Annotated in this window: 17 protein-coding genes; 11 read left to right on the forward strand and 6 right to left on the reverse strand. The window is 63.7% G+C overall.

Annotation, left to right across the window (positions count from 1 at the left end):
* Positions 1 to 278 precede the first annotated feature (278 nt).
* Together SH412_RS15450 and SH412_RS15455 are read right to left on the reverse strand one after the other, a co-directional pair.
* Positions 279 to 1,823: a mercuric reductase gene (locus tag SH412_RS15450; RefSeq protein WP_336518911.1), complete on the reverse strand. Its 1,545-nt coding sequence runs from the start codon at positions 1,821 to 1,823 to the stop codon at positions 279 to 281.
* A gap of 142 nt (positions 1,824 to 1,965) precedes the next feature.
* Positions 1,966 to 2,754 carry a TVP38/TMEM64 family protein gene (locus tag SH412_RS15455; RefSeq protein WP_336518912.1) on the reverse strand — a complete coding sequence of 263 codons (789 nt, stop codon included), beginning with the start codon at positions 2,752 to 2,754 and terminating at the stop codon, positions 1,966 to 1,968.
* Positions 2,755 to 2,929: 175 nt separating this feature from the next.
* Here SH412_RS15455 and arsS point away from each other — a divergent pair, with 175 nt between their 5' ends.
* From arsS to SH412_RS15490, 7 genes are all read left to right on the forward strand, one after another.
* Entirely contained in the window at positions 2,930 to 3,979 is a 1,050-nt protein-coding gene (arsS, locus tag SH412_RS15460) for an arsenosugar biosynthesis radical SAM (seleno)protein ArsS (RefSeq protein WP_336518913.1), read from the forward strand.
* Positions 3,980 to 4,374: 395 nt separating this feature from the next.
* Positions 4,375 to 5,892, forward strand: coding sequence for a hypothetical protein (locus SH412_RS15465; protein ID WP_336518914.1), 1,518 nt, complete (start codon positions 4,375 to 4,377; stop codon positions 5,890 to 5,892).
* A gap of 31 nt (positions 5,893 to 5,923) precedes the next feature.
* Positions 5,924 to 7,249 carry a tRNA (N(6)-L-threonylcarbamoyladenosine(37)-C(2))-methylthiotransferase MtaB gene (gene mtaB / locus SH412_RS15470; RefSeq protein ID WP_336518915.1) on the forward strand — a complete coding sequence of 442 codons (1,326 nt, stop codon included), beginning with the start codon at positions 5,924 to 5,926 and terminating at the stop codon, positions 7,247 to 7,249.
* 35 nt (positions 7,250 to 7,284) lie between these two features.
* Positions 7,285 to 7,659 (forward strand): STAS domain-containing protein, encoded by a 375-nt coding sequence (locus SH412_RS15475; RefSeq protein WP_336518916.1) that lies wholly within the window; start codon positions 7,285 to 7,287, stop codon positions 7,657 to 7,659.
* 45 nt (positions 7,660 to 7,704) lie between these two features.
* Complete coding sequence (tmk, locus tag SH412_RS15480; RefSeq protein WP_336518917.1) at positions 7,705 to 8,790, forward strand: dTMP kinase; 1,086 nt, start codon at positions 7,705 to 7,707, stop codon at positions 8,788 to 8,790.
* A 263-nt stretch (positions 8,791 to 9,053) separates the two neighbouring features.
* Positions 9,054 to 9,602 (forward strand): hypothetical protein, encoded by a 549-nt coding sequence (locus SH412_RS15485; protein ID WP_336518918.1) that lies wholly within the window; start codon positions 9,054 to 9,056, stop codon positions 9,600 to 9,602.
* A gap of 294 nt (positions 9,603 to 9,896) precedes the next feature.
* Complete coding sequence (locus SH412_RS15490; RefSeq protein ID WP_336518919.1) at positions 9,897 to 10,154, forward strand: hypothetical protein; 258 nt, start codon at positions 9,897 to 9,899, stop codon at positions 10,152 to 10,154.
* Positions 10,155 to 10,773: 619 nt separating this feature from the next.
* Here the strand turns inward: SH412_RS15490 and SH412_RS15495 are convergent.
* The 4 genes from SH412_RS15495 to SH412_RS15510 form a co-directional block, all read right to left on the reverse strand.
* The gene (locus tag SH412_RS15495; RefSeq protein WP_336518920.1) at positions 10,774 to 11,148 is read right to left on the reverse strand and encodes a hypothetical protein; all 375 of its coding nucleotides are present in this window, start codon (positions 11,146 to 11,148) and stop codon (positions 10,774 to 10,776) included.
* A 415-nt stretch (positions 11,149 to 11,563) separates the two neighbouring features.
* Entirely contained in the window at positions 11,564 to 12,826 is a 1,263-nt protein-coding gene (locus SH412_RS15500) for a right-handed parallel beta-helix repeat-containing protein (protein WP_336518921.1), read from the reverse strand.
* 338 nt (positions 12,827 to 13,164) lie between these two features.
* Entirely contained in the window at positions 13,165 to 14,580 is a 1,416-nt protein-coding gene (locus tag SH412_RS15505) for a DUF1501 domain-containing protein (RefSeq protein WP_336518922.1), read from the reverse strand.
* 226 nt (positions 14,581 to 14,806) lie between these two features.
* Positions 14,807 to 15,814: an aldo/keto reductase gene (locus SH412_RS15510; RefSeq protein ID WP_336518923.1), complete on the reverse strand. Its 1,008-nt coding sequence runs from the start codon at positions 15,812 to 15,814 to the stop codon at positions 14,807 to 14,809.
* A gap of 140 nt (positions 15,815 to 15,954) precedes the next feature.
* On the opposite strand from SH412_RS15510, the gene SH412_RS15515 reads away from it, so the two are divergent.
* The 4 genes from SH412_RS15515 (at position 15,955) to SH412_RS15530 (ending at position 19,116) form a co-directional block, all read left to right on the forward strand.
* Positions 15,955 to 16,395, forward strand: coding sequence for a RidA family protein (locus tag SH412_RS15515; protein ID WP_336518924.1), 441 nt, complete (start codon positions 15,955 to 15,957; stop codon positions 16,393 to 16,395).
* Between the two features lie 218 nt (positions 16,396 to 16,613).
* Positions 16,614 to 17,282: a DNA alkylation repair protein gene (locus tag SH412_RS15520; protein WP_336518925.1), complete on the forward strand. Its 669-nt coding sequence runs from the start codon at positions 16,614 to 16,616 to the stop codon at positions 17,280 to 17,282.
* A gap of 136 nt (positions 17,283 to 17,418) precedes the next feature.
* Complete coding sequence (locus tag SH412_RS15525; RefSeq protein ID WP_336518926.1) at positions 17,419 to 17,877, forward strand: hypothetical protein; 459 nt, start codon at positions 17,419 to 17,421, stop codon at positions 17,875 to 17,877.
* A 402-nt stretch (positions 17,878 to 18,279) separates the two neighbouring features.
* Positions 18,280 to 19,116: a class I SAM-dependent methyltransferase gene (locus tag SH412_RS15530; protein ID WP_336518927.1), complete on the forward strand. Its 837-nt coding sequence runs from the start codon at positions 18,280 to 18,282 to the stop codon at positions 19,114 to 19,116.
* Positions 19,117 to 19,148 lie beyond the last annotated feature (32 nt).

Raw genomic sequence — 19,148 nt, forward strand, 5'->3', positions numbered from 1 at the left:
AACCCGCTTCCCCCACATTCTTCCCATTTTGCACTTTGCATTTTTCACTTCCCATTTTGCACGGGATCTCAACGCCGCCGAACGGGGCATCCACGTCAATCCCATCTCTGAGTCGGCAGCCGCACCGCGTGTGGCGGTCAGCCGCCAGTGCATTCGGAGATGAAACCGGATTCGCCAACTGACCCCCACTGCAAATCAAAGCCCACGCCCTTCGAAGCCCCAGGGACGTGCCCCCCTCCTCTTCCTCTTCTTCCTCACTATCCACCAGCCACTAATCACTAGCCACTTCTTCCCGCCCCCCACTCCATCAGGCGCCGCAAAATCCACTTCACCCCCGGCTTCAACCGCTTCCGGTTGTACTGATCCCCCAGCTTGCGGATCGCATCCGCCCGCGTCGGGTAGGGATGAATCGTCCCCCCGATGCCGCGCAGCCCCACCTTGTTCCGCATCGCCACGCTGATCTCGGAAATCAAATCCCCCGCGTGGCTGCCGACGATCGTCGCCCCGACGATGCGATCCGTCCCCCGCCGGAGATGAACCTTCACGAAGCCCGTCGTTTCCCCGTCGAGAATCGCCCGGTCCACCTCGTCGAACGGCTGCACCAGCGTGTCGACCGCAATCCCTTGCGCCGCCGCTTCCGCGACCCCCAGGCCGACGTGCGCCAGTTCCGGAGACGTATAGGTGCACCACGGAACAATCAGCGAGCTGGCCTTCGCCCGCCCGAAAAACAGGGCGTTCTGAATCACGATCCGCGCCAGAAAGTCCGCCGTGTGCGTGAACTTGTGCTGCGAGCAGACGTCCCCCGCCGCAAAGATCCGCGGATTGCTCGTCCGCAATCGGTCGTCCACGCGCACCCCGCCTTTCAGGTCATAGGCGACGCCGACTCCTTCCAGGTTCAACCCCGCAACATTCGGCGCCCGCCCGGTCGCCACCAGCACCGCATCGCAAGTCCAGTCCCGCACCTTCTCATGCTGCACGGCAGTGATGTGCGTCCCGGCCGCGCTCCGGCGCACTTCGCGAATCGCGCATCCGTAGTGAAAGCTCACTCCCTCGCGCCGGAGCTGCGCCTCGACCACCCCCGCGGCCTCGGCGTCGTCGTGCGGCAGAATCCGATCCCGCCGCTGAAACAGAACCACTTCTGAGCCGAACCGCGCAAACGCCTGAGCCATCTCGACGCCGATCGGCCCGCCCCCGATGATCGCCAGCCGTCGCGGCAGTTCGGTCAGCGAGAAAATCGTCTCGTTCGTCAGATAGCCCGATTCCGCCAGCCCGGGAATGTCGGGAACCGCCGCTCTGGCCCCGGTGCACACGACCGCCTTGCGGAACTTCAACGACTGATCCCCGACGACCACCGTCCGCCCGTCCGCCCCGAACTGGGCCGCCCCCAGAAAGACATCGACCCCCAGTCCGCGAAACCGCTCGGCCGAATCGTTGGCGCTGATCCCCGCTCGCACCTGCCGCAGCCGCTGCATCACGCGACCGAAATCGACAGTCGCTCCTTCTGGAACCGCGACGCCATAGTCGCCGGCCCGTCGAACCGTCGCCGCCATCCGCGCCGCACTCAGCAGCGACTTGGAAGGGACGCACCCGACGTTGAGGCAGTCCCCTCCCATCAGATGCCGCTCGACCAGCGCCACCCGCGCTCCCAGACCGGCGGCCCCGGCGGCAGTCACCAGCCCCGCCGTCCCCGCCCCGATCACCACCAGGTGATACTCGTTTTTCGGCTGCGGATTCACCCACCCCGGCGGATGCACCTTCTCCACCAGCAACCGATTGAATTCGTCATCCGGCTCGACGACCCCGTAACCTTGTGATGCGTTCACCCACGACCTCCTGACTTTGTAGGGTGGGCTGTGCCCACCATCTTCTCAAACGCGAAAGAGGTGGGCACAGCCCACCCTACAAAACCTCTCCCTTTCGACATTCCGCCTTCGACATTCGACATTTCTTCATCGCGTGAAATCTTCAGTTCTCCATCTTCTCTGCCCCCTCTCCCCCCTCCGCCCCTCTGCGAGAAATCTTCCTCTTCTGATACAGCGAAACAAACCACCGCACCGCCAGCGGAAACAGCCCCAGCAGCGCCAAAGCAACAATCAATTCCGTCGAAACAATCCCCCGCACGCCCTCCTGCGCAAGCACTTCCAGACTCGGCACCCGGCTCCCCGCATACACATACACCACCGTGCCCGGAAGCATCCCGAGCTGACTCACCCACCAGAACGTCCAGAGCCGCAACGGGGTCAACCCCATCACGACGTTGATCACAAAGAACGGCACGGCAGGAATCAGCCGGAGCGTGAACAGATAAAACGCCCCTTCCCGGCCCAGCGCCTCATTGAACCGGGCCAGCCGCTCCCCAAACCGACTTTGAATGGCGTCGCGCAGCAGATACCGGCTCAGCAGAAACGCCAGACTCGCTCCAGTCGTCGACGCAAAACTGACCACGACCAGCCCCGGCCAGAACCCCAGCAGCCAGCTCGTCAACAGCGTCATTCCCGTCGCCCCCGGCAGCGACAGCCCGGTCACGAGCACATAAGCGGCGAACAGCACGCCATAGATCAGCCACGGATGTTCGAACTGAAACTGCCGGAACTGAGCTTCCGACTGCGCCAGGGCCTGCAAAGTCAGTCGCTCACGAAACTGCAGATAAGCCGCAATCACGACCGCAACCAGCATCACCCCGGCAGCGATCCGCCCCCAGCCGGCGCCGTTCCAACTCTTCCAATTTTGCGATTTGCATTTTTCATTTTGCATTTTGCAATGACTTCTAACGCCGCCGAATCGGCCTTCCCTGTCAAACCCATCTCAGAGTCGGCACCAACCGCCCCCGGCGGCTCACTCGCCACTCATCACTGACCACTCGCCACCTCTTCGGCTACCATACCCGGTCAGCCACCATCGCACACACTGCCACTCGAAGGCCGCCGCCGTGCCAACCCTCTCCCTTCTCCGCCAGCACAGCCCCCTCGCCGAGCCCTCCCGGCAGCGCCAGATCCTCGCCGACGCCGGCCAGACCGGGATCCCGGACTTCGCGGCAGCTCTCAAACAAGCCGGCGTCGCCCCCCTCACCGCCTCCGGGATCGAAGTCCTGCAGGTCAATCTCGGCAAACTCTGCAACCAGACCTGCCGCCACTGCCACGTCGACGCCGGCCCCGACCGGCGGGAGATAATGTCGCCCGAGACGATCGACGCGTGCCTGAACGTCCTGCGTCAGCACGACATCGGCACGCTCGACATCACCGGCGGCGCGCCCGAGATGACCCCCGGCTTCCGCGATCTCGTCCGCGGCGCTGCAGCCCCCGGCCGGCGGATCATCGACCGCTGCAACCTGACGATCCTGGTCGCCCCCGGCTTCGAGGACCTCCCGGAGCTCCTGGCGGAGCACCGAGTCGACATCGTCGCCTCGCTCCCCTGTTACTTGGAGTCCAACGTCGACAAGCAGCGCGGCGACGGCGTCTTCCAGCGCTCGCTGCACGCCCTCCGTCGCCTCAACCAGCTCGGCTACGGTCAGCCAGGAAATCCTCTGCGGCTGACGCTGGTCTACAATCCCGTCGGCCCGTCGCTCCCTCCGCCGCAACAGGCGCTCGAAGCCGACTACCGGCGGGAGCTGCGAGCCCGGTACGGCATCGAATTCACCGATCTCTACACAATCACCAACATGCCGATCAGCCGGTTCCTCGACGACCTGCTGACCGCCGGCCGCCTCGACGACTACCTGCACAAGCTGGTCAACGCCTTCAATCCGGCGACGGTCCCCGGCCTGATGTGCCGGACCACCCTCTCGGTCGACTGGACCGGACGGCTGTTCGACTGCGACTTCAACCAGATGCTCGACCTCCCCGTCCATCCCTCCGCCCCGCAGCACATCCGGGATTTCTCCCGGAAATCGTTGACCGGCCGGCCCATCCAGATCGGCCGGCACTGTTTCGGCTGCACCGCCGGCGCCGGATCGAGCTGCGGCGGCAGCCTCCTGACCTGAGGCAACCGGCCCCCGCCCGAAAACCACCCTTGCGCCCAGTCCACAGAGATCGTCTGAACACATTCCACCGGCCGACGCCGGGAGCCCATCGGCCCGAACTCGAATCGGCGTTAACTTCAAAGCCAAAAACTGGTTACGCCGGCCCGATTGTCTGTTGCAGAAGCGGGCCGAAATCGACATAGTTCTGGGCGGAGAGGTCCGGCGTTTCCCGCATCAACGCGGTACCCCGTGATCCGCTCGACCCGACGGACTCACTTTCTGAGCCGTGAAGTTGATCGAAGTTCCTTCAACCGAGGGGCCGCCGAACACTTCCGGCCAGCCGCGGCGGATTGCGAATCTGCCGCAATCCCGGTGTTTTTTGGCCGCTGAGTTTTTGGAAACTTTTGGACTTCCGCATGAATGCGCCCTCCCGGCAACCTGGCAAGGACGACGACGACTCCTGGGGCAAGCTGGCCTCCGACCTGTTCGGAATCCAGTTTGACGACGAAGCCGAATTCGACCTGCCGGACGAAGACGAAGCCCCCGCCAAGTCCCCCGTCGCCGCAGCTCCCGTAGCCGCCGCCCCCGTCGACGACCTCGACGCCGACTTTGACGAGGACGATGAGGACGAAGACGACCTCGACGATGACGAGGGCGACGACGCTGATGATGATGAAGAAGATGACGACGACGAACTCGAAGAAGACGAGGACGAAGTCGCCGAAGCCGTCGCAGAATCCGCCCAGGCCGAACGCGAACCCGACGACTTCTGGGATGCCCTCGCCGAGTGGGACTGGGACGAACCCGCTCCCCGCGCCCGCATCGCTCCGCGGGACTCCGGCGGACGTGGTGGTGATCGCGGCCGAGGCGGCGGACGAGGTGGTCGTCGGGACGGCGGACGCGACCGTCCGCGCGGCCCGGAAGACAGCCCCCGCAACGAATCGCCCGATCTTCTTGCCGAGCCTGGAGTTTCGGCTCCAAAGCCCAAACGGGAAGCGCCGGAACGCCCGCGGACCGAACCGCCTCGCGCCGAACAGCCCAGAGCCGAGCGTCCTCGCCCGGAACGTCGGGACGCACCCGCCGAGGCGGGGGCGCCGAAGCCGGAGCGAAAACCCGCTCCCCCGGCCCGCCCGGCCCCGAGACGACGACCTGTCAACGCGGATGAATTCGGCTCCGGCCTGCTGGGAGAAGACTTCTCAGACGATGCCGATTGGCCGGTCGAAGCAGACGTCTTCGCTGCAAAGGCCGTCGAAGAACCCGCCGAGCAGTTCGAATCCGACGATGAGTTCGACTCCGAGGACGACATTGTTGCCGCCGCCGGAGAAGATCAAGATCTGACCGTCGAAGGAGAAGCGGACGGAGACGGTCAGCCGCCGAAGAAGCGTCGTCGTCGTCGCCGTCGTCGTCGTTCCAAGTCCGCCGAGGGGGCCGATGTCGCCCGGTCAGCGTCCGATGACGACGCCGGAGAGGGTGACGAAGAGGAGGAAGAAGAATCCGCATTCGTCTCCCGCGAAGCCAATGGCGACGAGGAAGAATCGGCTGAAGGCGAGGCGGTTGCGGGTGACGAAGAAGGCGAATCGCCCCGTCCCCGTCGTCGCCGCCGTCGTCGCGGTCGCCGCCGGCCGGCCGAAGGTGCGCCGGCCGAGCGGACCGCCGAACGTGGCGGGGAAGCCGACGAAGACTCGGACGAGTCCTCGGAGGAGTACGAAGAAGAAGGCGAGTCGCAGGGGGCTGAGATCGAAGGAGCCTTCGACGCCGAGCCCCTCATCGCCGTCGACTACGACAACATTCCCACCTGGGAAGAAGCCATCGGCTGTCTTGTGCGGGTTCAGCCCCGCGGGGAGAGCCGGGGGCGGAGTGGTGGCGACGGTCGTGGCCGGGGCGGGGATTCTCGCCGTCGCGACGAACCCCGTCCGAGACGTTCGGGCGAGTAACGCCGGGAATCAGAAGCAACGGTGAGAGAGCGTGACCGAGCCTGTGCTTGAGCTGCCGATCCTTGCTGCGTCGTCCAGCCGCCGGATGCGGCTGGTGACGCTCGGGTGTCGGGTGAATCAGTACGAGACGCAGCTCGTCAAAGAGGCTCTGGAGCGGATTGGCTATCGCGAGGCCGCCGATGAAGAATCGGCGGACCTCTGCGTGGTCAATACGTGTACGGTCACCAACAACGCCGACTCCCGTTCGCGGCAGGTGATCCGCCAGCTCGCGAAGAAGAATCCCGGCACGCGCACGCTGGTCATGGGCTGCTACGCCACCCGCGATCCGGCGGCCATCGCAAAACTGCCTGCCGTTTTCGAGGTCGTCACCGACAAACGGGAGCTGCCGGATGTCCTCGCCCGCGAAGGGGTCTACGACATGCCCGCCGGGATTTCCCGGTTTGAAGGGCGCAAGCGGGCCTACGTGAAAGTGCAGGATGGCTGCATTCTCAAGTGCAGCTACTGCATCATTCCCCAGGTCCGCCCCGGCCTGCAGACCCGCTCGGCCGACGATATCGAAGACGAAGTCCGGCGGCTGGTCGATCGCGGCTACCAGGAAATTGTGCTGACCGGGATTCACGTCGGCCACTATGGAGTGGAGTCGACGCGCGGCAAGTCGGGGCTGCCGCCGTTCCGACTCTGGCACCTGTTCCGCCGGCTGGACCGCATTCCCGGCGAGTGGCGGATGCGGCTTTCGAGCGTCGAGGCAGGCGAAATCAACGACGAATTCATCAACTCCGCCGCTGATTGCGAGCACCTCTGCCCGCAGTTTCATCCGGCCCTGCAGAGCGGATCGACGGCGGTCCTGAGGCGAATGCGGCGGCGGTATACCGCGGAGCGCTTCCTGGAAAAACTGGACCGGATGCGGCAGAAGCTCGACCGGCCGGCGTTCTCCACCGACGTGATCGTCGGCTTTCCTGGCGAGACGGAGGCGGAATTCGATGAAACCCTCGCGACCTGTCGACAGGCCGGATTCATGAAGATGCATATTTTCCCCTTCAGCCCCCGCCGGGAGACCCCCGCGGCCGATTATCCCGATCAGGTCCATGGCGAAGTGAAAAACGAGCGGGTCCGCCGGCTGGAAGCGCTGGAGCGGGAGCTGGCGCAGCGGTACTATGCCTCATTGATCGGATGCGACCTGGAAGTGATGGTCGAGGGGCTCTCGCCGACTCGGCCGGGCTGGGTCGCGGGGACCGATCGACGGTACGTTCCGGTCGAATTCCCGGGCCAACCCGACGATGAAGGTCGGATGCTGCGGGCCGTCGGGCAGACCGTCGCGCGCGAGGCGCTTCTGGCGGAGCGCATCGTTTTGCAGTAGTCGTCGCACCAGCGCCAAGGCGACGGGAGACGAGCATGACACTCGCAGACTTTCGTCCGACATACTTCCACGTCGAATCTCAAGACGATTGCGTCGTGGTGACGTTCCACGCCGCGAAGCTCTCCGAAGATGACAATCTCGAGTTGCTCAACCAGGAAATGCAGGCGCTGATCGACCAGTACCAGGTCCGGCTGCTCGTCGTGAATCTGGCCACGGTCGAGTACCTGACGAGCGCCGTCCTCGCCAAACTGATCACGCTGCATCGCCGGCTGCATCGCAAGGAGGGGCACCTGGCGATCTGCGGAGTCAAAGATGTCGTCGACGACGTCTTTCGGGCCAGCCGGCTCGACGAATACTTCACGATGGCGGACGACGTTCCCGCCGCCGTGGCCCGACTCAGCCTTCATTGAGACCGGTCGTTCTGCGCCGGCCCGGACACACATCAGGATCACTGCGTGGGACTGCTCGTCGCGATTGAGGGGATTGACGGCTCGGGCAAAGGGACGCAGGCCGCCCTGCTCTGCAAGCGGCTGCAGCAGGCGGGCCGGCGGACAACGCTGTTCAGTTTTCCGCGTTACCAGCAGACGCATTTCGGCCGGATGGTCGGGGAGTTTCTGAACGGCCGGTTCGGCAGCCTGGCCGAGGCTCACCCGTGCCTGGTCTCGCTGCTGTACGCGGGGGACCGGCTGGAATCGAAGTCGGTCCTGCAGCAGGCGCTTGCTGAAAACGACGTGGTGATCTGCGACCGGTTCGTGCCGTCCAACATCGCCCACCAGGGCGCGAAGCGGCAGGGAGCCGAGCGGCAGGAGTTGATCGACTGGATTCTGACGGTCGAACACGAGGTTTACGGCCTCCCCCGGCCGGACGCGGTCCTGTTTCTGGAGCTGCCGGTCCTCGAAGCTCAGCGGTTGATCGCGCTGAAGGCTCAGCGGGCCTATACCGAAAAGGCGGCCGACCTGCAGGAGGCCGACGGGGCTTATCTGGAGGAAGTCCGGCAGGTCTACCTGGACCTCGCCGCCCGCGAGCCGGGCTGGATCCGCATCCCCAGCCTCGCGGACGGTCAACTGCGAAGCGTCGAGAGCATCGGCGACGACCTGTTCGCGGCGGTCGAACGGCTGCTGACGACCGTGACGGCTTCCGCGGCGGTCCCCTTGTCGGAACTGGGGGCGTCGCGGCGGCAGTGGATCGACGGCGAGCTGCAGCCGTGGTGCCGGACCGCTCCGCTGGTCGAACTGAAGAAGGCCGAGCTCGACTGGACAAATCTCGCCGGCCAGGTTCCGGCCGACCAGACCCTCTGGCGCTGGGCGTGGAGCCGGTTCCCGGACCTGGTCCATCCCGAACTGGGGCTGAATGAAACGTATCCTGTCCGGCTGCACCTGAAGGACGGCCTATCGGTGGTCGGTTACCCGGACGGTCGGCAGAGCCGGCAGGGAAGTCTGGTCCTGACCCGCCGCTCGCCGGCCGGGGCGTGGGAGTCGCTGGGTCCGTGGTCGATCGACGACGTGCAATCGGCGGTGCGGATGGCTGCGGACGCGTTTTGAGCGGCGGGAAGAGGAAGATTTCTCGCAGAGGCGCAAAAGGAAGCGGAGGGAGTCGAGAGACGAGAGTCTAGAGTCGAGAGCCAGAGAGGAAATGAACCTGGAAGCCTCTGGCGATCTGCGATAAGCGATCAACCCTCTTTGCTCTGGCTACTCGCCACTCGCTATTCCCTATTCGCCTGTTAAAGAAATGTCGAATGTCGAAGGCGGAATGTCGAAAGGGACGTTGTCGAAGGCCGGAGGAGTCGCCCGCGCCATAAGGATCCATGATGCCCGATCCCGCGACTGCCGATCTGCTGGTGCGATGGACGGCTCGGCTGGCGATCGGTGCGTATCTTGTCCGGGCGGGGTGGGATCTGTCGACGATCGGCGACCGCGACGAGCCATTGAGCCGATCTCGTCTGGCACTCGCGGTGCGGTGGACCTGGACGGTTGGCTGGCTGATTTACCTGGTGCACGTCGTGCTGGCGTTCGTGCTCATTCATCACGGGAGTCACGCCGAGGCCTGGCGGCATGTGGCCGACGAGACCGAGCGTCTGACCGGTTTCCGGTCCGGAGCCGGTCTGGTACTGGATCATCTGGTGACGGTGCTGTGGACGTTCGACGTCGCGATGTGGTGGCGAGATCCGGGCTGGCCGAGGACGCGACAGGCCCGCTGGCTGCTGCATCCGTTTTTCGGCTTCATGGCGTTCAATGCGACGGTGGTGTTCGGACCGCCGGGATGGCGTTTGGTGGCGGTGGTTTGCGGGGTGGCGGTCGGGGTGTGGGGGGCGTGCCGTGCGTTTCGAAGTTCCCGAACGGATGGCAACGTGTAGCCGTGGGTTGAGGAACGAAGCGATGACACCCCCAACTCGGCATTTCTCGCCCCGGCAGGGGCTGAGATCGCGGAGACACATGGCACGCGTCTCCGGCGGTGAAGTCTCCACTTCACGTAATCGCTGGTTTCTTTTTCCCGGTCGGCGGTATCGGAAACGACCGCGTCACACTTTGCAGCAATGGTGAACGCGATTCGCACCTTCGTCACTGGCGATAAGCCGGTCACACTGGTACTTTGTCCCTGTGAGCGCGATCGTCGCTCTGAACGTCCTGTTACAGCCCGGAGAACTCACATGCCAACTGAGCCGCACATCGTCAAAATGAACATGGAGGTTGAGTCTATTGATATTCCAAGCATGCTGGAAATGTCAGACTCTGAGTATCGCGCCTATGTGAATAAGTCAGGCCTATTCTTCGTTGACCATCACGACGTTCTTCGAGTGGCAAATACAGGTTGCCCAATGGCAACAACTCGCGAACAGTGCGAAATTCTCATTGATGAACTGCGTATGATTAAAGATCGACTGCTTCCGCAATCCGAATGCCGATAACATGAGATTCAATCGACAGCTCTGCAAGACTCACGCCCGGACCAACAAAACGCATGCACTCAACAACCGACCCATGACTTGTTAAGTGCCTTGACGGCCTTGGCCTTTCCTTTCGCATGCTTGAGCTGATTAACGACGACGTGCATCAGACGTGCACGAGATTGAGAACCGATCAAGAGTCATTGCCCGCGGCGTTCTGGCGATGCTGGTCATTCGTGGATGCAGTGCACCGCATTCGAGAGATATCACAGTCAGTCCCTGGTCTCAGCCACAGAAACCAGGATCTTCGAGCATTTCTAGAGTCGACGGTGATCGCAGAGACTTTTCGCCACTACATCCAACACTTACGTTCTGAGCTGTCGAAATCGCCGACGAACGCGTTCCCAGTATGGGGCTCTCTCTCATGGGTAGACCCTGACGACGATCAGCTCTGCCATGTCGCGATGGCCGGCGCGCAGTGCGGAGAGACCCAGTATGTCGGTTGTGTCTTCGACACAGAGGTCGGCGTCTGGGTTAGCAGAGTCGCCTTGAGCGTACATGGCCACTCATTCAACTTCGATCCGGTATTCGCCGCATGCATTCGTTTTCGCGATTTTGTTATCCCGTGGATGCTGAACCATTACGCCCTTGGAATCTCGCTTCGGTCGCAGTTGCCAATTGTTTCCCTAAGAATGGTTTTCCGGCGGCGAGGCGACGAGGCTATCGCTGATCCGCAGTGAGAGGCGAAGGTGATTGCTGCCTTGAAGTACACAAGAATGCGGGAAATCAGTCGGATCAAATTTGTGTTGGGCGACTTCGTGTCCATCACATTTTCCTGAACCGTCGATTCTGGCGCGTTCGTTAATTCGAGCATAGCCCATTGCCCGGCTCTTAGCCCCACTCCCGCGATCGCATTGCCCGTCACGACGATCCGCTGGCAATTCCCCCGCGTCGCCACCGCAGCATCCTGCTGGCCGCCGAAGACGTTGCCGGTCAGGACGATGTCTGTTGTCACATCGGCGGGATCCCCACCGAGGGTGTCGTCGCTTTGCTCCTCAACCCCCGGCTACACACTGGCATCCATCCGGGATGCTTGGATTGGACCAGGGCATCGCGAAGACGCTCCTGCCCCGGCCACCCGTCGGCGGCATGAGGATTTTGGGGAGATCCGTCCATCTGCGACCCCGCCGGGATTGGCCCGTCGGCGTAACTCCGACCGGGGGTGTCGTCGCTTTGCTCCTCAACCCCCGGCTGCACTCTGGCATCCCTTCGGGATGCTTGGAGCGGTTGGGGAGTTGGCGGGTGGTCCTGCCACGATCTTTTCCGTTGATATTGGTGGTAACTGACAATGCCTGGAGAAAGACTCCGGGCGCTGACGCTTCCGGCTCGTTACTCTTGGAGGTCTCTGAAGTCGATCCTAAGAAGCCCCCCTACTTCTTATCGAACGAATTCCCCTGAACCGTCGATTCCGCCGCGTTCGACAATTCGAGTAAGGCCCCCTGCCCGGCTCCCAGCCCGACCGCTGCAATCGCATTTCCGGTCACAACGATCCGCTGGCATTTTCCCCTGGTCGTTACGGCGGCGTCCTGCAGGCCGCCGAAGACGTTGCCGGTCAGGACGATGTCGGTCGTGCCGTCGAGCAGGACGCCGAAGGCCAGGTCACGGGCCACCGGGTTGGCGTGCTCCTTCGGGCGCTTCGTATTCCCGCCGATTTCGCTGTTGCAGAAGGTGTTGCCCGTCACCGTGATCCGGCCGCTGTTGGGGCCGATGGTCAGGGATTGCTGGTTGACCAGCACGAAGGTGTTGGCGGAGACCGTGCAGCCCCAGGCGTCGCGGAGGTCGATGCCTCCCTTTTGGTGATGCGCGATCACGTTGGCGCTGAGCGTGATGCCGTAGCAGTCGCGGTCGAGAATGATCGCCGTGCCGTCGCACTCTTCGATCATGTTCCCCGACAGGACCGAGCCATACGTGTTCTCGATGACAATGCCGTTGCCGAGATGATCGTCGACATTGTTTCCATTCATGCAGAGGTTGAAGCCGTCGAGGCAGTGCAGCGCGTCCTGGTTCTCTTCGAACTGATTCCCGTTGACGACGATGTCGTGGCAGTTGACCAGATGGACGCCGGCCTTTCGGCAGTAGGTGATGATCGAGTCGGAGATCCGCGCGTCTTCGAAACAGTCGATCAACTCGATCCCGTGTCCGCCGTGATGGTCGACCGACAGGCCGCTGACGAACAGTTCCTGGACCCCGTGGCACAGCAGCCCGTCGCCTCCCTTCGGTTCGGTCGACTTGGCGTCGACCGTCTTCGGATCGCCGTTGATGCGGAAGTTGGCGAGCTGAACGCGCCAGAGGCGGGACTTGCGATCGGTTGCCCAGTTCGCCGGCTGGACGATGAAAGCCGGCTGGCCCTCTTCGTTGAGATTGACGATCTTCGTGGCGGCCCCGGCGCCTTCAACGCGCGTTTCGGAGCGGCTGAGGACCAGCGGCTTGGTAATTCGGTATTCGCCGGGCGGAATCCGGACGACGCCTCCCGTCTGCGGGACGGCGTCAAACGCGGCCTGCAGCGTGGCGTACTTCCCGGCGTCGATCACCGGCGTCTCCGCCGGATTCACCTGGCTGTCGGCCCGATTCTGCAGAAAACTGCCGGCGACGAAGGCGACGAGCAAGGCCGAGGGGATGAGAGCGGAGCGCATGGGATTTGATCTTTGTTATTGGTCAGTTGTCAGTTGTCAGTGGCGAAGAGATGGGGCGGCGCAGACATTTCTGCTCGGCACTCCGCCTTCGTTGTTATTTCAACCTGGGGGTTGTTCTTGACGTACGCCGGACGTCCTCGTCTGTCGATTCCGGATCCCGGCTGGTCCGCGGGTGACGACGGACGTGGACGTCCATCGTACGGGATTTTAGAATCTCTCGTCCCTTTGCGTCGTTGCGTTCTGATTTGCGCCTTTGCGTGAAATCCACTCTCTTCGTCTACTCTGCGAACTCCTCTTCCTCGGCGACTCTGCGAGAGATCTTCCTTTCGGCCTGAGGCTCAGAAGAGCGAGTAGAGCGGCTCGCCTTCGGCGAGCAGGTTGAAGGGGCGGTTCTGGTTGTCGACGGCTTCCAGGTCGTGGATGCCCATGGCGTGGTAGACGGTTTTGGTGACGTCCGCCGGGGTCACGGGGTGCTCGGCGGGGTATTCGCCGAGGCGGTCGCTGGAGCCGAAGGTCTGGCCGCCACGGATGCCGCCGCCGGCGAGGAGGTCGGTCAGGCAGTGGGTCCAGTGGTCGCGTCCCGCGCCGCCGGCGCCGCCCGAGCGGATATCGCCGATCTTCGGGGTCCGGCCCATTTCGCTGGTGACCATCAGCAGGGTTTCGTCGAGCAGGCTGCGATCGGCGAGGTCTTCGATCAGGGCGGAAAAGCCCCGGTCGAATTCGGGGAGGAGATCCTGTCGCAGGCAGTTGAAGTTGTTGCCGTGGGTGTCCCAGCCGCCGGCGCTGGCGCACTTCTTGGCGAGCTTCTGTTCGTTCTCCATCCAGAAGACGGTGATGAAGGGGACGCCGGCTTCGACCAGCCGGCGGGCGAGGAGGAGGCTCATGCCGTTGACGGTTTCGCCGTAGCGCTGGCGGAGGGATTCCGGCTCGCTGGAGACGTCGAAGGCGCCGATGGTCTTCGCGGAGACCAGCAGCGAGAAGGCCCGTTCCTGCTGGCGGGTCCAGAGGCGGGACGAGGCGACTTCATCGAAGGCTCGGCGCTCGCGGTCGAGGGCCGACAGGAGTTCCCGGCGGGAGCCGATGCGGGAGGGATCGGTGCCCGGCTGCAGTTCCAGCGAGGGGGCGTGGAACTTGAGGGGGGTGTCGAGACTCCCCTGCAGATAGAGGGGGTCGTGCTCGACGCCGAGCTTTGCGGCGAACTGACCCGGGCGGGTGTAGGGGGCTTTGCTGGGCTTGTGGGGGAGCGTGATGGCGTTGGTGAGCGTGGGATGCCGCGGCCGGCGGGAGGCGACGACGGTGCCCATGAAGGGCCAGTCGTCGGCGTAGGGGGTGCGGTTGTTGCCGAGCGACAGAAAGGTCGAGTCGGGGACGTGGCCGGTCAGGTTGTAGTAATAGCCGGCGTGGTGGTCGTTGGTATTGACGGTCGCCCCGACCGATCTGACCAGCGCCAGGTGATGGGCCTGCTTCGCCAGCATTGGCAGATGTTCGCTGAGCATGAGGCCCGGCGCGGAGGTGGCGATCGGCTGGAAGGGGCCGCGGTACTCGGCGGGGGCGTCGGGTTTCATGTCCCAGGTGTCGAGGTGGGACGCGCCGCCGCAGAGGAAGAAGAGGATCGTCGACTTGGCCTGCCCGCCGGCGGTGGCGGGGACGCGCGTCGAGGGGCCGGCGGCGGCGGGGCGGCCGAACTGCCAGCCGGCGCAGCCGAGTCCGGAGGCCACCAGCATCGTGCGGCGACTGATCTGTGGATGTGCCATTGCGTCCGAAACCCTCGATCCCAGGTGAGTCAAACCGTCCGGCTCATCATATCGACGCGAGTTGATGGGAGAAAGGCGGAAATTGTGTTGAGAGTTGAGAGACGAGAGTTGAGAGTTGAGAGTCAGAGAAGAGGTAAGCCGCCATGCCTCCGGCGATGAGCGATCTGCGATAAGCGATCAGCCCTCTTCCTCTGGCTACTCGCTATTCGCTACTCCCTGTTCGCTGTCATTTCGCTGCCGGGCGGCCCATGACCGGGTAGGCGGGGTCCTGGAAGCCGTGGCCGGTGTGCTCACCGGCGGGGACGAGGGCGTCGACGGCGGCTTCGTCCTCGGGGGTGAGCGTGACGCGGAGGGCCTGCAGGTTGTCTTCGAATTGTTCGAGCGTCCGCGGGCCGAGAATCACCGACGAGATGATGGGATTGGCCAGGATCCAGGCGATCGAGAACGCCGTCAGCGAGACGCCCCGCTGCTGGCAGTGCCGGCCGAGCTGTTCGGCGACGAGCATGCTAGCCTCGCGGAGTTCGGCTTCCTGCATCCGCTTGTCGTTGCGGGAGGCCCGGCTTCCTTCCGGAAACGCCTGGCCGGCGCGGTACTTGCCGGTCAGAATGCCGCGGGCGAGCGGGCTGTAGGTCACCACGCCGAGCTGCTGCGACTGGCAGAGCGGGAGGAGGTCGACTTCGATGTCGCGGTTGACCAGGTTGTAGAGGGGCTGGACGCAGGCGAAGCGTTCGTAGTCGTGCTTGTCGGCGGTCCACAACAACTCGGCGACCTGCCAGGCGCGGTAGTTGGAGCAGGCGACGTAGCGGGCCTTGCCGGACCGGACGATGTCGTCCAGCGTCCGCAGGGTTTCTTCGATGGCGGTGTCCGGGTCGGGCTTGTGAATGTAGAAGACGTCGACGTAGTCGGTCTGCAGGCGGGACAGGCAACGGTCGAGGCCCTGCATCAGCCAGCGCCGGCTGAGCCCCTTCTGATTGACGTCCGGCCCCATCGGATTGCAGGCTTTGGTGGCCAGGACAACGTTGTCGCGCCGGCCTTTCAGCGCCGCTCCGACGACTTCTTCGGACCGTCCGGCGTTGTACATGTCGGCGGTGTCGATGAAGTTGACGCCGAGATCGAGGGCTTTGTCGATGATCCGCTGCGATTCGTCTGCGGGGGTCGGACCGCCGAACATCATCGTCCCGAGGCAGACCTGTGACACGCGGACGCCCGTCCGACCCAGCAGCCGATATTCCATCGCAGACCTCTTCGTCGTTTCTGAGAACCTGTCGCCGCGCGGCGATCCTTGTTTTCGACGCCGGGCAAGGTAGTCTAAGCCGAATCCACATGCCAACCGAACAGGGGAAAACGATGACGGGTCAGGTCGAGAAACGACTCATGGATCACGGACACATTCTGCCGGCGGCGCCCGCCGCGGTCGGGTCTTACGTGCCGGCCCTCCGGACCGGTTCGCTGGTGCTGACGAGCGGTCAGTTGCCGACGATCGGCAAGGAAGTCGCCTTCAAGGGGAAGGTCGGCAAAGAGGTGTCCGAGGACGAGGCCCGCAGCGCGGCCCAGATCTGCTGCCTGAACGCGCTGGCGCAGATCAAGGCCTGTCTGGGGTCGCTCGACCGGGTCGTCCGGATCGTCCGCGTGGAAGGCTACGTGCAGTCGGCGCCCGGGTTTCACTTTCAGGCGAACGTGATCAACGGGGCGTCGGACCTGCTGGCGCTCGCCTTCGGCGATGCGGGCCGGCATACGCGGATTTCGGTGGGCGTGGCGGAATTGCCGCTCAACGCTGCGGTGGAACTGGCGGTCTGGGCGGAGGTGGGGGCGTAGATTCGAGAGCTCGATGGGAGTCCATAATCGTGGCCCCCGATTCATGGCCGGGCGGTGATACGAGACGACCGGAGAGTCGTCTCCGTTGACTGGGGCGCTCGCCGCACGGCGCGCCAGAACTCCGCGGCCAGGCGGCGCGAACCGCGACGGGGCTCAACCTGCGCCGCCCCGCGATGATCGTCGTTGACTCGTCGAGAATTGAGTGTACGATCACTGGCATGACCACTCACGAAATCCTCGCACAGCTTGAGTCTCTCGGCGACGATGCGCGTCGCAAGCACAATGCCAAGGCGGGTGCGCCCGAGAACCAGTTTGGCGTCAAGCTGGGCGACATCCGCGCGGTTGCCAAGAAGGTCAAGACGGATCACGCACTTGCGCTCGAACTCTGGGACACCGGCAACGTCGATGCGCAGCTTCTCGCGACGCTCATCATCCAGCCCAAGTCGCTCTCCGCGGACGAGCTCGACAGACTGACTCGCTCGACCACCTGTGCGCAGGTGGCGGACTGGTTGAATGCGTACGTCGTCGCGCAACATCCGGGGAAGGACGCGCTGCGCGAGAAGTGGATGAAGGCGAAGGATCGCTGGGCCGCCCGTGCGGGCTGGAACCTCACGGCGAGCCGGATCAACAAGGGGGCCGACGACGGCCTCGACCTGCCGGCGCTGCTCGATCGCATCGAGAAAGAGCTGCCGCGGGCGCTGCCGGAGGTGCAGTGGACGATGAATAACGCGCTGGGCGCCATCGGCATCCACCATCCCGGCCTCCGCAAGCGCGCCATCGCGATCGGCGAGAAGATCGGCCTCTACCGCGACTGGCCAGTGTCGAAGGGCTGCACTCCCCCGTATGTGCCGGTGTGGGTGGAGGCCATGGTGCAGCGGCAGGGTTGAGAAGGGCGGGGGGGCGACTCTCGGACAACGGCCCGCGGCCTGGCGATCCTGTGGGCATTGAGTGGCAACGGCCTCGGAATGCAGGTGTGATCGCCGCGCATGGCCCGAGCGAACGAGTTGAAGAGGACGCCTCCCGATGGACATCCAGATCATCGATTCGCCGATTTGCTTCAACCTCCACGGCCTCTCTTCCGAGGTCGAGAACGAACAATACGGCCCGACCGGGCTCCGGCTGATGGATGCGATGTGGAAGGTCGTGAAGGCATCCGGGCTCGGGACGACCGGGATCAACCACTGGGTCTATCTGCCGGACGGGCGGATGTTTGTCGGCGTCGAGGTGACGGATCCGGACAGGGCGCGAGTTCCTGAGCCGTTGGAGCCCTGCGAATTCGAGTTGCCGCGTTCGCTGAAGCACGTCCACATCGGCCCCTATCAAACCCTGCCGCAGAAGTGGGCCGCGTTGAAGTCGGAGATCGCCGACCGCGGCGAGTCGATCGGGTTTCCGTCATTAGAGATTTACAGTCATGCGTCGTGCGACGGCACCACTGAACCCGAGACGACAATTCTGCTTGGCTTGAAGCGAACCGGCCCCTGAGCGCTTGCAGCGTCAGCCCATCAATGTTTTCCAGACACACGCAGACGCGACGACCATATCGCGAGCTTCAGATCTCGCGACTGTATCATCCAGAGCTGCGACGCAATCTGTCAGAGGCAACACCTTTGATGTTTCGATACCAGACAGCTTGATCATGCAGGCGCGATTTGACCTCGCTGCCATCGCGACCGGCGGGAAACAGTCGGATTTTCTGAGCGAATCATCGACGGTCGATCGAATCTCTCCCTGCGAAATCGGTTCAATTTGACGGGACTGTCCCGGTCGACCGGAAACCGGTCTTGCCGTCACTTGGTGTTCACCGTAGATTCTCGCGCTGACTGGAGACTTGGCGAGTCAACTGGATGCTCGCGCCGAAACTTCCTGTAGTCAGGACGACGCAGAATGCTTCGAGGACCCTACCGCCCGAGCCGGGGCTTGAATCGGATGCTTCACGAAGGCGACGTCCCCCGGGCGCGGGCGTATTACTTTGACGGGGCGCCGGCCAACCTCAAATACCTCCTCGAACAGCGATTTTCCTGGATGAATCGCTTCATCGAAGCGGGGGATGCGGGGGTCGAGGTCGGTTGCGGGACGGGGCTGAGCAAAGAATTCATTCGGGCGGGTTCCTACCTGCTGACCGACCTGGCGGACTACGACTGGCTCGACGTCACGCAGGTCGACGCTCTGGCGACCCCGTTCGAAGTCGGACAGTTCGATTTTGTCGTCTCCAGCAACATGATTCATCACGTCCCCCGGCCGGTACAGTTTTTCCGGGAGATGGCGCGGATTCTGAAGCCCGGTGGACGGCTCATCATTCAGGAAATCAACGCGTCACTGACGATGCGGGTCCTGCTGCGCATGATGCGGCACGAAGGGTATTCCTTCGCGCCCGATGTGTATGACGAGGCGACGATCTGCACCGACGCCAGCGATCCATGGTCGGCCAACTGTGCGATTCCCAATCTCCTCTTCGACGATCTGCAGCAATTCGAGCAGCGAGTTCCGGAGTTCCGGGCCATCCACCACGCTTACCGCGAGTGCCTGGCGATGATGAACTCCGGCGGCGTGATCGCCAAGACGGCCTGCGTACCGCTGCCGCGATCTCTGATGCACGTCGTCGGGGGAGTGGACCGCGTGTTGAGCGGCCTGTTGCCGAGTGTGTTCGCCCTGCAGCGACAGATCGTGCTGGAACGCCGCCCGGCCGTCAGCGATGCGCTGGTTCAATCTCGGGCGGCCTGAACTGGCAATCGACGAGCGAAGGCTTGAGGGAT

Source organism: Planctellipticum variicoloris (genome assembly GCF_030622045.1).
GTDB lineage: Bacteria > Planctomycetota > Planctomycetia > Planctomycetales > Planctomycetaceae > Planctellipticum > Planctellipticum variicoloris.